The 14,288-nt window shown below is 39.2% G+C and carries 11 protein-coding genes and 1 pseudogene; 4 read left to right on the top strand and 8 right to left on the bottom strand.

The features are described from left to right. Positions 1-38: 38 nt before the first annotated feature. Positions 39-1,016 carry an RNA-binding domain-containing protein gene (locus tag EKM81_RS10335; protein ID WP_164509298.1) on the bottom strand — a complete coding sequence of 326 codons (978 nt, stop codon included), beginning with the start codon at positions 1,014-1,016 and terminating at the stop codon, positions 39-41. 483 nt (positions 1,017-1,499) lie between these two features. After that, positions 1,500-3,209 (bottom strand): annotated as a pseudogene (locus EKM81_RS10330) (DHA2 family efflux MFS transporter permease subunit). 161 nt (positions 3,210-3,370) lie between these two features. Here EKM81_RS10330 and EKM81_RS10325 point away from each other — a divergent pair. After that, a complete protein-coding gene (locus EKM81_RS10325; protein ID WP_125651403.1) occupies positions 3,371-3,907 on the top strand; it encodes a TetR/AcrR family transcriptional regulator in 537 nt (178 codons plus the stop codon). A 189-nt stretch (positions 3,908-4,096) separates the two neighbouring features. Here EKM81_RS10325 and EKM81_RS10320 read toward each other — a convergent pair whose 3' ends face one another. The 3 genes from EKM81_RS10320 to EKM81_RS10310 all read right to left on the bottom strand — a co-directional run bounded on the left by EKM81_RS10320 (position 4,097) and on the right by EKM81_RS10310 (position 7,497). Continuing rightward, on the bottom strand, positions 4,097-4,789 hold the full coding sequence (locus EKM81_RS10320) for a 2,3-diphosphoglycerate-dependent phosphoglycerate mutase (protein ID WP_125651401.1): 693 nt from the start codon (positions 4,787-4,789) through the stop codon (positions 4,097-4,099). A gap of 165 nt (positions 4,790-4,954) precedes the next feature. Further along, positions 4,955-6,391 carry a hypothetical protein gene (locus EKM81_RS10315; protein ID WP_125651399.1) on the bottom strand — a complete coding sequence of 479 codons (1,437 nt, stop codon included), beginning with the start codon at positions 6,389-6,391 and terminating at the stop codon, positions 4,955-4,957. A 479-nt stretch (positions 6,392-6,870) separates the two neighbouring features. Next, the gene (locus tag EKM81_RS10310; protein ID WP_125651397.1) at positions 6,871-7,497 is read right to left on the bottom strand and encodes a transposase; all 627 of its coding nucleotides are present in this window, start codon (positions 7,495-7,497) and stop codon (positions 6,871-6,873) included. 400 nt (positions 7,498-7,897) lie between these two features. Here EKM81_RS10310 and EKM81_RS10305 point away from each other — a divergent pair, with 400 nt between their 5' ends. Next, positions 7,898-8,188, top strand: a complete 291-nt coding sequence (locus EKM81_RS10305; RefSeq protein ID WP_225420245.1) for a helix-turn-helix domain-containing protein — start codon at positions 7,898-7,900, stop codon at positions 8,186-8,188. Here EKM81_RS10305 and EKM81_RS10300 read toward each other — a convergent pair. Next, positions 8,183-8,410, bottom strand: coding sequence for a hypothetical protein (locus EKM81_RS10300; protein ID WP_125651393.1), 228 nt, complete (start codon positions 8,408-8,410; stop codon positions 8,183-8,185). The genes EKM81_RS10305 and EKM81_RS10300 overlap by 6 nt on opposite strands. 489 nt (positions 8,411-8,899) lie before the next feature. Between EKM81_RS10300 and EKM81_RS10295 the strand changes: the two genes are divergently transcribed. Further along, the gene (locus tag EKM81_RS10295) at positions 8,900-9,853 is read left to right on the top strand and encodes an NAD(P)-dependent oxidoreductase (RefSeq protein ID WP_125651391.1); all 954 of its coding nucleotides are present in this window, start codon (positions 8,900-8,902) and stop codon (positions 9,851-9,853) included. A gap of 348 nt (positions 9,854-10,201) precedes the next feature. Here the strand turns inward: EKM81_RS10295 and EKM81_RS10290 are convergent, their stop codons facing one another. Next, positions 10,202-11,068, bottom strand: coding sequence for an NAD(P)-dependent oxidoreductase (locus EKM81_RS10290; RefSeq protein ID WP_125651389.1), 867 nt, complete (start codon positions 11,066-11,068; stop codon positions 10,202-10,204). 45 nt (positions 11,069-11,113) lie between these two features. Continuing rightward, entirely contained in the window at positions 11,114-12,127 is a 1,014-nt protein-coding gene (add, locus tag EKM81_RS10285; protein WP_125651387.1) for an adenosine deaminase, read from the bottom strand. A gap of 596 nt (positions 12,128-12,723) precedes the next feature. Here add and EKM81_RS10280 point away from each other — a divergent pair. Next, on the top strand, positions 12,724-14,025 hold the full coding sequence (locus tag EKM81_RS10280; RefSeq protein WP_125651385.1) for a pyrimidine-nucleoside phosphorylase: 1,302 nt from the start codon (positions 12,724-12,726) through the stop codon (positions 14,023-14,025). Positions 14,026-14,288: the final 263 nt, after the last annotated feature.

Genomic DNA, 14,288 nt, shown 5'->3' with positions numbered 1-14,288 from the left:
AAAGTTCAAAACACCAGCCGAAGCTTTTGAAAGAGAAGTCAAGCGTGCTCGCAAGGTTCATACTGCTTAGCTTTCTTCAATTGAAACTCACTGAAACCTTTCCGCCAGCTGTCTTCGCCTGCGCTGGCTAACTTGCACTTGCAATTTGCGATATATTTTAATCTATTCATGATTTTCACTACTTGTGGGTTTCTTGGTAATGTTTGTCCTGCCAAAACTGCTTTCAGTTTCATCCCTCCTGGTAATGGGCCCGGTGACATAATAGTCAACCGATTATCAAAAATTTCGATTTGAATTGGTGCTTGACTAAAATAAGATCTATGCACAATTGCATTAATAATTGCTTCGCGCACAGCAACACTGGGATAACTTCTTTGTTCCTTCCTTGTCGCCTGACCACTAATATGCGCAGACAAAGGATTGTTTAGATCAATATATGTCAAAATTTCGTCAACTTGCTTTGGCAAACACCCTACGAACTCACGTCTATCTTTAAATTGATCCACTGTTACGCCATCAAAAATTGCTACCTTTACTGAGAAATCACTTTGATCACTCATTAAAAAGGCAGTATTTGTAAATTTTTCATCTGAGTTAAAAAAGCCTAACGCCTTACTTCTAAAACTAAGTCCTTCTCGTTGAAAAATATTTTTTATCTCATTAAATTTAACATAAACTTTACCATCCAAAAAATATGGCATAAATTTTCCAGGAGTTACTTCAATACAAAAAAGTTCTTGATTTGAACGAACATGTACCAAGCCAACTGGACTAGGATAATAAATAGAGCTTGAAATCCACCGCCCAATTTGTTCCTCAATTGCATGTTTTTCTTGTTCTGTAAAGATGCGAACCACCTTACGTGTACTATCGCTCACACCTAAATATATATATGCGATTTGATTGCCATTTAAAAATGCGGCAATCTCTTTTTTACATTTTTCATTGAATACTTCCTTGTATTCGATGAATTCATTCTCTATCGGATATGGTTGGGCATCACTTGAATTTAACATCAATTTCACCCTCACTTTTATCATTCTAATTAGCCCAATGGTATCATTAATCTCCGGCTGTAACCACTAACAAAGTTAAAGTAAACTTGACGTCAACTTCATAACGAAGGGCACAGATATCAGCTAATAATTTAAAACTATGAGATAATTTATCAAACGTTTTAGCTGAATAACTAGGTTCTCAAAAGTGCTATCCCGCAAGAAACTCGTTGGTTGGTCCCTGGCTCTATTGAGGCTCCAAGCCTTTAAATATCATTTGTACCTGTGAGAAAAGTCGACTGATTCCTTCATATTTCTTGTCACGTATGCCAAGAACAACTGTTCCACCGATTTAATTTAACAAAATCGCCAGCTACTTTATTTCTTACTCACCACTCAACCACAAAAAAGCATCCCGCAAAGCGGAATGCCTTTTAATATTTAATCTAAATTAGTCACCTCAGTAAATCTTCAAAATAACATCATTCTCATTTGTCTCATCCGTTATTCTTGTTTAATTGATTTAGCATCAAACAAACTCACACAAACAAGCAACAAAAATGTAAATGGCAACGCCACCTGATATGGTTTTTTAAATGCAAAAGTTAAAGCGGTTTTCATTTGTAATTTAATTTTCTTAACACTTTGAGCTAATTGCAGATTGATCTCCTGCACCTTTTTACTTACTTCTGTTTCAATCTGTCGATAAACTGTCAACTTCGCCTTTTTAGGCTGCTTAGTGAGATGTTCTTGCTTCACTACCTGTTGATACCTTTGTTGGACCAATTGGTGTTCTTGAACCTGACTTATAAATTGACCATGTGTTTTCCGCTGACTAACTTGTTGGGTTGAGAATATTTGCCGTTCGACTTGAGCCAATGTTTGCTGTTTAACCTCTTTAGGTAAGACTAGTTGATTGATTTCCTGCTGAGATTGTTGCCAAACTGACTGTTTAGCGTTTACTAGGTTGGTTGATAAAGCCGTGACAAAAATTGCGACTGCTAGCGAAGTGCCAATTTGTCGAAAAACGCCAATAACGCTTTGCGATGCCGTTAATAATTCTCCAGTAAAATCTCCTGCAGCTAAAACAGTAATCGGTCCGATAATAATTCCGTAGCCTGTCCCAATTAATAACAACCCCAGTAATAATTGTGAATAAATATTGAAGTTCAAAAAACTCAATGCAAAGTAACCTAGAATCAGCGCCACTGATCCAATAGCAATAACTACACGCGGACCAACTTTTTCTAATAATAGGCCACTAATTGGCGACCAAATAAAAATCATAGCTGACGTTGGTGTAATCATCAGTGCCGCTAATAATTCACTTTGATTTTGAACTTTAGTGAAGTAACTAGGCAACAGCACTAAGACGGCCACTAAAAATATTCCCGAAATAATGGTCACAATACTGGCCCCGACAAACTGCCGATTCTTAAATAGGTTTAAAGGAACCATCGGTTGTTCAACGCGGCATTCAGTCAAAACAAACAATATTAAAGCAACACAACTTAGAATTATCAAAGCTAAAATTCTGAAGTTCAACCAGCCCCAATCACTCCCCTTAACCAAGACTAAGGTTAAGCTGAATAGAACAATCATCGACCAAAAACTACCCAAAAAATCTATTTTAGCAGCTCCTTCTGCTTGTCGAAAATCAAGTAAATGCCAGCAACAACACAGCGCAATTAAAATAAAGGGCACATTAATTAAAAAGATGCCACGCTAACCAACAACTTGGACGACAACGCTGCCAATCGTTGGCCCTAGTGCCGCAGCAAGTCCTTGTGTGACACCTAATATTGCGATTGTTCCCGTTCGCTTATCTAAAGAAACATTTTGAATAGCAATTGTCATACTTGCCGGAAAAACAATCGCCGCACCGATACTCTGAATCCCACGCCCAACAATCAATAATGTCATACTAGCGGCCAATCCTGAAAACACTGAGCCCATTAAGAACAACGCTAAGCCAAACAGATAAATTCTTGAACGTCCACAAATATCGGCTACTCTACCTAGGGGAATCGTTAAACTAGCAAATAAAATCGTATAAATATTTAATGCCCACGATAAATGACTCAAATCTGTTTTTAATCCACTCTGAATTGCGGGCAAAGCAATATTCATAACCGTTGTATCCAGCATACATAGAAATATACCGATTGCCATCGTGAAAACAAGACCACGTTGATGTTTAATTTTTGTTGTCATTTAAAACCCTCCAATTTATAACCAGTTTAACTAGCCATAAATTTTCGGTAAATATTTAATTGACATAAGAGCGGAATCTTGTAAACTTAAGTTCCAACATTTCTTATTCCTAGTATCATTGATAAAACCAGCTCAGTTATTGCAGAAAGAAGTGTCGACTAATGAGTCCACAGGAAATAAAAAACGAAAAACTAACGTCAATTTATCGCACTTTATTGGCTTTATTACACGAACAGAAAATGAGTGAAATTAGTATCTCCAAACTTTGCCAACAAGCAGGTGTATCACGTACTTATTTTTATCGGGAATTTGGTAATTTTGAAATAATTATTACCAAATACCAAGAACGAGCTATTCTTAACTATATTCACAAATTGCCAAGTACTCAGCTGATTGGATTAGAACCAGCAATGATCCAATACTTCAAGTATGTTGCTAACACGGCGTCAGAGCAGCGGTTAATTGTGGATTGTGGTCGCACGATGACCCTAATTACAACTTTTGAAAAAGCCTTTACTGTCCTAGCAAAGACCAAACGCTTAATTGCTAATGAACAAATTTTAAAACAACCCTATTACATCGCCCTATTGGCTGGCGGCGTCGTCAACGTGTCGATTCGTTGGTTAAAGACCGATATGCAAGAAACAGCTGCCCAAATGGGCCATTATATTGCCACTAATATGCAAGTAGTTAGTTAAATTATTTTCGACACTTTAACTTGACAAAATCTCAACACATTTTATTACCTACTCACCACTCTCTCTATCCTTGACTTTGTAGCACTCAATTGATTCGCCCCTTATTTACTCACCATTACTAGTCATTACTCACCACTTACCCACAAAAAAAGCACCCCGCAAGCGGGATGCTTTTTAATATTCAAATAATTAGTCGCCTAACTTAGTCTTTGAAACCACGTTTAATTTGTCGTCCAAGTCGTAAACTACTGGTTGGCCAGTAGCCATTTCAACGTCCATGATGTCAGCATCAGAGATGTTTTCGATGTACTTAGTCAAAGCACGTAATGAGTTACCATGAGCTGCGATAATGACGTTCTTGCCGTCTAATAATTTAGGAGCAATTTCGTCTTCCCAGAATGGAATAACCCGTTCCAAAGTAACTTTCAAGTTTTCGCCACCAGGGATGATGCGTGGGTCTAAGTCAGCGTAACGACGGTCGTTTGCTGCTGAGCCTTCGTCAGTTGCTTTCAATAATGGTGGTAAAGTATCGTATGAACGACGCCAGATATGAACTTGTTCGTCACCGTATTTTTCAGCAGTTTCTTTCTTGTTCAAACCTTGAAGAGCGCCATAATGACGTTCGTTTAAGCGCCAAGTCTTAGTTTCAGGAATCCATAATTGATCTGATTCTTCCAAAACATAGTGCAAAGTTTTGATAGCACGAGTTAAAACTGAAGTATAAGCTTGGTCAAATTCCAAACCTGCTTCTTTGATTAACTTGCCGGCGTTCTTTGCTTCTTCAACACCTTTTTCGCTTAAGTCAACATCAACCCAACCAGTAAATTGGTTGCTTAAATTCCATTGGCTTTGGCCATGACGGATAAATACTAATTTTGCCATTAATCGAGACCTCTTTCTTTCATTGGTATTTCACACTTGTATTTTACACTATTTCACGATAAATTTCAGCAATTATCTTGATTCAAACAACCTAACTTACAAAAGGATGATCAGTTGTCATGAAAACTCAATTAAAATCTAACTGAAATCTATGAAAATGCCACTTTATTTTTCGACGGTATGGGCAACAGTCGCTAACGGTGAGATCACTGTAATATCCAAATCAATCTGTGCTTGCTGCTCTAAGTAGTGTTTAATCGAAGGTTCGGCCACTAGGATACTTTCTATTCCATGACGATGATTAGCCAAATCCTGAAGTTGTGGTGATTGAGGATCTAACTCACTAACCAGCGGAATCACTTCCAACCCTTGGTCCTGAGCCGCCAATAAGGTTTGATATAACACACTATCAATTGAAACGATGATGACGCTATTGGTTTGCAACACTTGATGTTCAAACCACCAATTAATTAATGCTAAATCACTATCAAAGACCGCCATTAAAACATTAGTTGGTCCTAATACTTGAATATAAGGTTCATCAGGCAAATAACTCTTGACCATTGCCAAGGTGCCATCAGGCCGATAAAAATTCTCACGGACGACTTTTTTGGCATCAGTCGCGGCGTAATATTGTGTTGCTGATAAAACACCATCATTATCAAATAAATCTTGGCTTAATAATGCCTCGTTCAAGAAATGTTGCACTGTAAATAAATTGCCATTCTGACGATGGCGGATAATCATATTTAATTTTTCCTGTGGATCATAAACCTTTTCTTGTTCGCCGGCCTGGACAACTTTAAAGCCTGGTGCAAAAAATAGTTCATTAGCTTTTTTATCTGTCTTCATTTGCCAATCTTGTAAATCTTGAAAAAGATTTCGCAGTGTTGTTTCTGGCGTGGCTAAATGATGCTCCTGATAATGTTGCCAAGTTGGCTGTAGTAAATCATCATAATCAATCGTCACTTGCGTCGGCACAATTTGTTCACGTTGAAAAAGTTGAACCAATCTTTGTAATGAATGACGTTGCGTTTCAGTTGGTTGATGGACCAACCCATTATTTAACAGCAAATACGGCCGTTGTGGATCAAAATGAATTTCATTGGCCATTTTGTCAGTTCCATACCAGTGCGTTAATTTTTGATTTAAAGTCGCGATTTTCTGCTCCAGCGCATGAACTTGATGATCATCAACCAATGGCGTATCTGCGCCTTGATTAGGTCGATTTAACTGACGCAAATCGTACTTAGCAATGCTCCGCGCAGTTAGTAACTCATCGCGAAGAGAATCTGCTAATTGATCACGCTGCTCATCTAATTGATTGAGCTGCTGTTCAGTCAATGACCAATCAACTGACTTTTGCCGAGCTTGCGGTTGTTCTGCTGCTGAATCAGTATTCTTAGTAACTGGTAGCGCCGTGATCACCAAATGATCATCAGAATCTGATTGCGCCTCAGTTGCTTGATGGCGTTGCGTATAATCAATCAATGGCACCTCAGGATGATTCCCATCAAAATTAGCCGTTTCAGCTGACTCGCTTAATGGTGCTTCAGTATTTTTATTCTTAGATTGCTGCTTTTTACGTTTAAATATCGACATCCTCGTTATGCTCCCCTGCAATCAACATGGTCATTATCCGATAATTAGCTGTTAATTTTTATTTTATCATCAAATTGGTTTTTTTAGTAGCAAGGGCCAGTTAAGTTAGCAATTCTGTTGCTGATTTTTCCACTATCTTAACGCCCCAAAAAAGTGGGCAAAAGACGGTCAGCCAGTGCGTATTAACGTAAAATGCCGAACAATTCGTCAGAATTGCTCGGCATTGGCGTTAAACGGCGTCAGTTTCCTTTTGAAAACAGACTTTAGCAGCTAAAGTTTGCTTTATTTTTGATAAAAGGCGTGATAAGCCAGGTGCTATTTTACGTTAGCCTTCATTATCTACCGACCCTACTTAACCAGGCCAATCATTATTATCGTCAATAAAGGCTAGCATGAATGGGTTCAGTAACCGCAGAACTTATCCTTTTAAACAAATTTGTCATATGATGTTTTTTTATACCATTGATAAAAAATTCCACTTATAATTTCAAAGCTGGCGAGCGATAAGAAGTGATTAGGTTGTATGAAAAAACCTCATCATCAGAATCGACACACGATTTTATTTTAACATTAACCGTATAACGAGCAGCCGACTTGTCCGCCACTAGAACTGGCAATGTCTGTTGATAAACGCCGGAATAGCGATAATTTTGCCGACGATTTTGTAAAATATTATGGTGTTGATTAACCGCCTTAGTAATCGTCGTTACCGTTGGCGTCTCATAATAAGGACCATAAAGTTGTTTCAAACGATGGTTGATTTCAACTTGCTTCACATCTTCTCGCCGCAACTCCAAAACCAAGGCTTCCAAATCATGATTTCGTTCATAATCACGATTAAACGTGTGGGCTTCAAAACGCCCCGCTCGATCGCGAGGAACCCGTAAATTCAACCAGCCAAAACGTTTCCAAAGCTGACGCGGATAGAAGCCATTGCGGTAATTTGACACGCTTCCCGGTCGATGGAACGCCTCATAGCCAAGAAAAGCAGTCAATTCATCTTGTAATAATAAGTTAGTTGCTTGCTCCATTTGCTTGCGAAAACTTTCTTTGATCACTTGATCCCGCGCAAAAGCAATGGCAATTTCAGTATGCTGTTCTGGCAATGATGATTCTCCTTCCTAGATATAAACCCCTTAATACCTAATCGAATCTTTAAATAGCGCAATCAAGCGTTAATGAAATAATTATCAATTCACTGAAAAAACTAAAATAAAACAATCTCATCACCATCAAAAAGATAGCAATTATATGATGACTACCAACAAATCCTATCCTAGTAAGGACTTGCTGTTAATAATTACTGAACCACTTATATAAAATGATAATTATTTCTTTTCACATGTCTCACCTTAACTGTAGTAATTATAACATCCGTATATTTTCTTTGCTACATTATCCGCATAAATGTGCCTTTTCAGCTCTCTTAACGTCAAAAAAAATAATCTATTGTTACATTAAAACCCGCTAGAAAGGACTGTTCAAGTGCTTGAAACAATCAGTCGAATGATTCGTGACCGCCGCCTTGCATTAGGTTTAACAATTGAAGAATTAGCTGAGCGATCAGGCAGCTCATACAGTTTTATTTCGCGAATCGAGCGTGGTAAAGTTGACAATGTTAAATTAAAAAAACTTAATGACATTGCAACTGCACTAGGACTAAATATGTCAGATTTATTTGTTGATCCGAATTTGACAGGTGTTCAGACTTTAGAACTCATGAAATATCTAGCCACATTACCCAATGATAAACGCGAAGAAGTTGCCGCTGCTTTAATGAAAATAATTAACTTATAATTGATAACGATCGACAATCAATGCGGCAATTTCATCAATAGTTAATTGCTGCTTGAAACGATGATACCAAGCACCCAAATCAACTGTTTGTTGGGGCAGCTCTAATGTGTATAACCCAAAATAATGAAAATCTAGTTGATGCTGACTGCGGATATAAATTTCAAATTTTAAATCCTGCAGTTTTTTTAAATTCGGTAACAAATTATCAGCTTGTCTATTCAACCTGGTCCCTCCTTTCCTGTTAATTTATAACATCAAAAAGGGATCAACTCGTTGATTAAACTCACTTTATCCGAATCATTTTAGTTTGTAAATACATTTCAAACGAAGATAATTGCTGCTTTTTTACCAAGGAAATTTATTTTTAAAGTCTGTATAAAAAACTAATTTATAAGAAATTATCTTTTTCTCAACAAATCTAGCTGAGCTTGTAAATTCAAACAGATTAAGCATACCACTCACGTTGGACATATTATGTCTAACTTTTTAATATTTTTGATAATTAGCCAAGTTTTTTAGCCTATTACTAAAACGGATTCATTGGTTGCATGATGAATCACACGACTAACATTCTCTAGCGTTGAGCAAAAAGTTTAACTGCTGCCTATTTTTATCAGCTAAATTGTTATGTTTGGCAAGCCAACAAATATCATTTCTAATTTGATTATGTTTATAATGAATTATGATCACTTTCAGTAAAGGAGTTTTCTTATGACTAAACCTGTGATTTATTCTTTCATTGACTTCAAACCAGAACAACAGGCACAATTTCGCAAAATCGCGCCTGATTATGAGTTAGTTCTTGCTAGCGAGCAACCTGAAATTCCCAGTCAAGAACTTGCAATCGTGATTGGCTGGCGTAAAGATCGTGCTGCTGAAATTTTAGCCGCACCAAATTTAGCTTGGGTGCAATCGATTTCGGCTGGTGTCGACTATTTGCCATTAGCCGAATTTGCCCAACGCCATATTTTGGTTAGTAATGGCAGTGGTATTCATGTTAACGTCATCAGTGAACACGTTTTAGGCGTGATGCTTGGTCGCAGTCGCGGCTTGTTTGCCTATCAAAAAGATCAAGCGCAGCAACAATGGCTACCCGGTTCAGTGCCGCTAACCGATCTTAACGATGAGAAACTGTTAATTTTTGGGGCCGGTCATATTGGCCAAACGTTGGCTAAGCGGGCTAGTGCTCTGGGTATCACTGTTTATGGTGTCAACACTGCCGGTGAGTCACGGCCAGGTTTCCAAAAAATGTATACTCAAGAAACTGTAGGTCCAGCAATCAAAGCTGCTACCACGATTGTCAATATTATGCCGCTAACACCAACTACTAAATATTATTTCAATCGTGACTTCTTCGCTAAAATGAATCCCCAAGCTAGTTTCATTAATGTTGGTCGCGGTGCTTCCGTTAAAACCACTGATTTAGTAGCTGCTCTGCAAGCTAAGCAACTCGCTTTCGCCGCACTTGACGTTTTTGAATCTGAACCATTAGCGAACACCAGCCCCTTATGGCAGATGGCTAATGTTTTGATTACGCCACATATTGCTGGGCAAGTGCCTCATTTCCGCCAGAAACTGCTACAAATCGTGGCGCCAAACCTCACTAGTTTCGTTCAAGAGCAACAATTAACCGTTAACGAAATTAAACCGGGGCATTTTTACTAACCGATAAATTATCGGGCCTGATTTCAAAATACTAATAGCCTAGCGCATAGGCAAAAGGCGATTAGTCAATGCGCATAGGCAAAAGGCGATTAGTCAATGCGCATTAACGTAAAATGCCGAACAATTCGTTAGAATTGCTCGGCATTTTTGCGTTAAGCGGAACCGGTTGCCTTTTGAGAACACGTTTCAGCTGTTAAAATTCGTTTTATTTTTGGGGAATCGACTTTTATCACAGTCTCAACTACTGTTTTTCAATTTTTTACTTAGGGTCAGCTAGTGCGGACTAGTTGTTAACAAAACTTGCTAACGATTTTAATTTCTGTTCGATAACTGCCAAGTCATGGCGCTCTAATGCCACCACAGCTTAATCAAAGCTTGCGTGCCGTCGTTGCCTAGTCCTTGATTATCTACCAAAGTCTCATAGAGTTTCTTGGCTTCAGTAGTGGCTGGCAAGTTCAAGTGCATTTGATCAGCTTCTTCTAGTGCAATTCGTAAGTCTTTCAGAAAATGTTTTGCAAAGAAACCTGGCGTATAATCAGCCGCCAAAATTCGCGGGCCATAATTGGTTAATGACCAGTTAGCTGCTGAACCTGCACTAACTGTTTGCAAAACTGCCTTTAAATCTAGTCCGGCCGCTTTCGCATAAACTAGCATTTCTGTCATCCCTGTCATCGTACCGGCGATCATAATTTGATTAGCCATTTTAGTGGCCTGACCTTTGCCCGGACCACCAAATAGTTGAACTTGCTGACCCATTGCTTCAAAAACTGGTAAAACAGTTTGATACGTTGACTGATCACCACCGACCATAATCGTTAAAGTGCCATTTTTAGCACCAATATCCCCGCCGGAAACAGGTGCATCTAAAGTGGCAATCTTTTTTTCTGCAGCGGCGGCGGCAATTTTCACAGCCAAAGCCGGTTTACTAGTCGTCATATCCACCAGAATCTGACTTGCTTGGGCGGCACTAAGAATACCTTGGTCGCCAAAATAAATCTGTTCAACATCTTGTGGGAACCCCACCATACTGATCACAACGTCCGCATCAATTGTTGCCGCCGCTGGACTAACTGCCCAAGTCGCCCCAGCGGCAATAGCTGTCGCTGCATGAGCTTGGGTTCGATTATAAACGGTAACAGGATAACCGGCTTTCAGTAAGTTCTTGATCATTCCTGTCCCCATAACTCCAGTTCCGATAAAACCAATCTTTTTCATGACGTCGTTCCCTTCCAGATACGACGTCCATTAACGCCATATCTTTTACGCGTAAGCTTTCGTTAATTCTTGTTGTACTTGTTGCCGAATTTGTTCCGAGCAAAAAGCGGCAGCAATAGCATTTTGATTAAATTCACCAAATTGTTCTTTAGTAATGCCAAAATACTTTTGCCATAAAACATATTCCTGAGTCAAATCAGTATTTGAAACAGTCCGATTATCAGTATTAATCGTTATTTTAACATGGTTTGCCAGCAATTGGGGAACTGGATACTCGGCAATACTAGCAACTGCTTTAGTTTGTAAGTTGCTGGTTAAGCACATTTCTAACACACCACCAGCTGCGGCAACTTCAGCTTGCCATGTCGGCGTTTCGCCTAAGGCTACGCCATGACCAAAACGACGAATGTTCATTGCTAGTGCCGCCATTACATTATGAGCACAATGGCTTTCACCAGCATGAACCGTTAGCGGAATTCCTAGTTTTTGTGCATAGTCAATTGAGGGGGCAATCACTTCAGTGCGGTAATCAGCTTCATTGCCGGCGAAATCGCCACCAACAACACCCTTGCCTAAATAAGGCAATGCTGCTTGGAACATTTGTTGGCCTTGAGCTAATGGGAATTGGCGCATGGCGCAAACTAAAATGCCACTCGCAACCCCAAAATCCTTTTTACCACGAGCCAAGCCCTTGGTTACCGCTGCAATCGTGTCGCCAACAGTCAACCCTTGTTCCAGACAAAGGTCGGGCGCATAGCGGACTTCAATATAACGAATATTATCGGCTGCCGCCTGCTCAATCAAATCATAAGCGGCCAGCTCCAAAGCAGGCGCCGTTTGCAATAATGGTAACACCACATCAAATCGGCGCAAATAATCCATCAAATCCAATGCACCATCAGTAACGCTGACTAATTTTCTTAGTTCATGATCATCCTCAGGTAATGATACACCAGCCATGGTTGCCAGCTGATGAATCGCTTTAAGGGATAAAGAACCATCTAAATGACAGTGTAATTCAACCTTAGGTAATGCCCGTAATTCTGATTCAGTTAACATGAACCCACCTCTTCGATAAAAATATTGATTCAACAATACCTGATTTGTCCAGAATGTCAAGTTGTATTATGCATCGCATTGGTTACTTACTAACTGATTTCTGACAAGATTTTGTTTTGGGCAAAAAAGTGCACAACTCCATTGCGGCCGGCGGGTTGTGGAACGCGGCCGGGATTGATTTGAGCTTATTGCTCCGCAACAATCTCAAATACAACCCTTATCCTAAGCGCTAAAGCGCCAAGGATAAGGGTTGTATTGAAGACTTTTGAAAAAAGGCTTCAATCGATACCGGCTGCGTTCCACGACAAGCAGCCCGGAATGGCGTCAGAACCCGTTCTGTTTCAAAACTGTCATTCTGTTTTTCGATACTGATCAACAACTTAACTATCTTCAACTTTATTATACGCATTTTTAGCGGCAATGGTAGCGCTTTATTTTATAATTGGACCGTGTTAGAATGTAGGCAGGTTACACTTGTTATTAGTACCTGCAACATTTTTTTATCTTGCAACAAAAAAGGTAATTAATTTCTAATTGAGTCTGGCTCTAGATATTGTTACACTAGGACTAGCAACAAATTGAGGAGGTTTTTTTCTATGCGCATGGTTGATCTAATTGCCAAGAAACGTGATGGGCAAATACTAACAACACCAGAAATCCAGTTTATTATTGATGGTTACACTGATGGTTCAATTCCTGATTACCAAATGAGTGCATTACTCATGGCGATTTATCTGAAGGGAATGACTGATCCAGAAATAGCAACACTTGCCAAATCAATGCTTGATTCCGGTGAAAAACTAGATTTAAGTATGATTCCTGGTATTAAGGTTGATAAACATTCGACTGGTGGTGTCGGTGATGAAATCAGTATTCCACTAGCACCATTAGTTGCTGCAGCCGGCGCTAAAAATCCAATGATTTCTGGTCGTGGTTTAGGCCATACTGGTGGTACTTTGGACAAACTCGAATCAATTCCTAATTTCAATGTTGACCAGACCACTGAACACTTTATTGATGAAGTGCAAGAACACGGTACTGCAATCGTTAGTGCTAGCAAAGATGTTGCACCTGCAGATCGCAAGATTTATGCACTCCGCGATGTTACTAGTACCGTAGAATCTATTCCATTGATTGCCAGCTCAATCATGAGTAAGAAAATAGCTTCTGGGACAAATGCTTTAGTTCTGGATGTTAAGACTGGTAATGGGGCTTTCATGAAGAACGAAGCCCAAGCCAAGAAACTAGCAGAAACTTTAGTCGCAATTGGCAAACAAAATGATGTCCCTTGTGTTGCCTTCTTAACTGATATGAATCAGCCTTTAGGGTATGCAATTGGTAATGCCTTAGAAATCAAAGAATCAATCGATGTCTTAAAGGGCGAAGGTCCTGAAGATGTGACTGAATTAACCTTAGTTTTAGGTGCCGAGATGTTAATCTTAGCAGGAATTGCTAAAGACACGGCAACTGCTCGTGAAATTCTTGAAGCTAAAATTGCTGATGGTAGTGCTTTACAAGCCTTCAAACAACTGATCATTGACCAAGGCGGCGATCCTAGTGTCGTTGATGATCCAACAAAATTACCACAAGCTTTATCAACATTAGATATTACCGCTAAAGAAGCTGGTTACGTTAGTGCCATGCAAACCAACGAATTAGGTTTGGCTTCAATGAAAATTGGTGGCGGTCGCGCTAAGAAAGAAGACTTAGTCGACCCAGCTGTTGGTATTATGTTACACAAGAAGATCGGCGACAAGATTGCCGTTGGCGAACCACTGGCAACACTCTACTTGAATGCCCCAGCACCACAAGAAGTTCAGGATCAAGTTTTGAATAGCTTCACTATTAGCGCTGAAGCACCTGAACTACCTGAATTGATTCATGAAATCGTGCGGTAATTATCTCAAGCATTAAATCAACGATTAATTAAAACTTACTCTTATTAACACCAAAACGACGAACAATTTATGAATTGTTCGTCGTTTTGGTGTTTGATTTCACAAATAAACGTCTTAAATTTATACCTTAGCCACTAATTAACGTTAAACACTAATTGTCCGAATTTTCAAAATATTTTTATTGCCGGATTTAAAATTGAAGTGCAACACCTAAATGACTAGACCAAAAAGGCCATGAAGACCTATTCTTATAGTTACCACAC

Origin of the sequence: Lapidilactobacillus gannanensis (genome assembly GCF_003946675.1) — a bacterium.
GTDB lineage: Bacteria > Bacillota > Bacilli > Lactobacillales > Lactobacillaceae > Lapidilactobacillus > Lapidilactobacillus gannanensis.
Note: the sequence above shows the minus strand (reverse complement) of the source record. Positions and strands in the feature narration are given on the sequence as shown.

What these genes read in the sequence shown, in the direction of transcription:
- EKM81_RS10290 (WP_125651389.1), bottom strand. Translation starts at nt 11,068, where the DNA reads ATGAAAAAGATTGGTTTTATCGGAACTGGAGTTATGGGGACAGGAATG.
- EKM81_RS10335 (WP_164509298.1), bottom strand. Translation starts at nt 1,016, where the DNA reads ATGTTAAATTCAAGTGATGCCCAACCATATCCGATAGAGAATGAATTC.
- EKM81_RS10325 (WP_125651403.1), top strand. Translation starts at nt 3,371, where the DNA reads ATGAGTCCACAGGAAATAAAAAACGAAAAACTAACGTCAATTTATCGC.
- EKM81_RS10320 (WP_125651401.1), bottom strand. Translation starts at nt 4,789, where the DNA reads ATGGCAAAATTAGTATTTATCCGTCATGGCCAAAGCCAATGGAATTTA.
- EKM81_RS10295 (WP_125651391.1), top strand. Translation starts at nt 8,900, where the DNA reads ATGACTAAACCTGTGATTTATTCTTTCATTGACTTCAAACCAGAACAA.
- EKM81_RS10315 (WP_125651399.1), bottom strand. Translation starts at nt 6,391, where the DNA reads ATGTCGATATTTAAACGTAAAAAGCAGCAATCTAAGAATAAAAATACT.
- EKM81_RS10305 (WP_225420245.1), top strand. Translation starts at nt 7,898, where the DNA reads ATGATTCGTGACCGCCGCCTTGCATTAGGTTTAACAATTGAAGAATTA.
- add (WP_125651387.1), bottom strand. Translation starts at nt 12,127, where the DNA reads ATGTTAACTGAATCAGAATTACGGGCATTACCTAAGGTTGAATTACAC.
- EKM81_RS10280 (WP_125651385.1), top strand. Translation starts at nt 12,724, where the DNA reads ATGCGCATGGTTGATCTAATTGCCAAGAAACGTGATGGGCAAATACTA.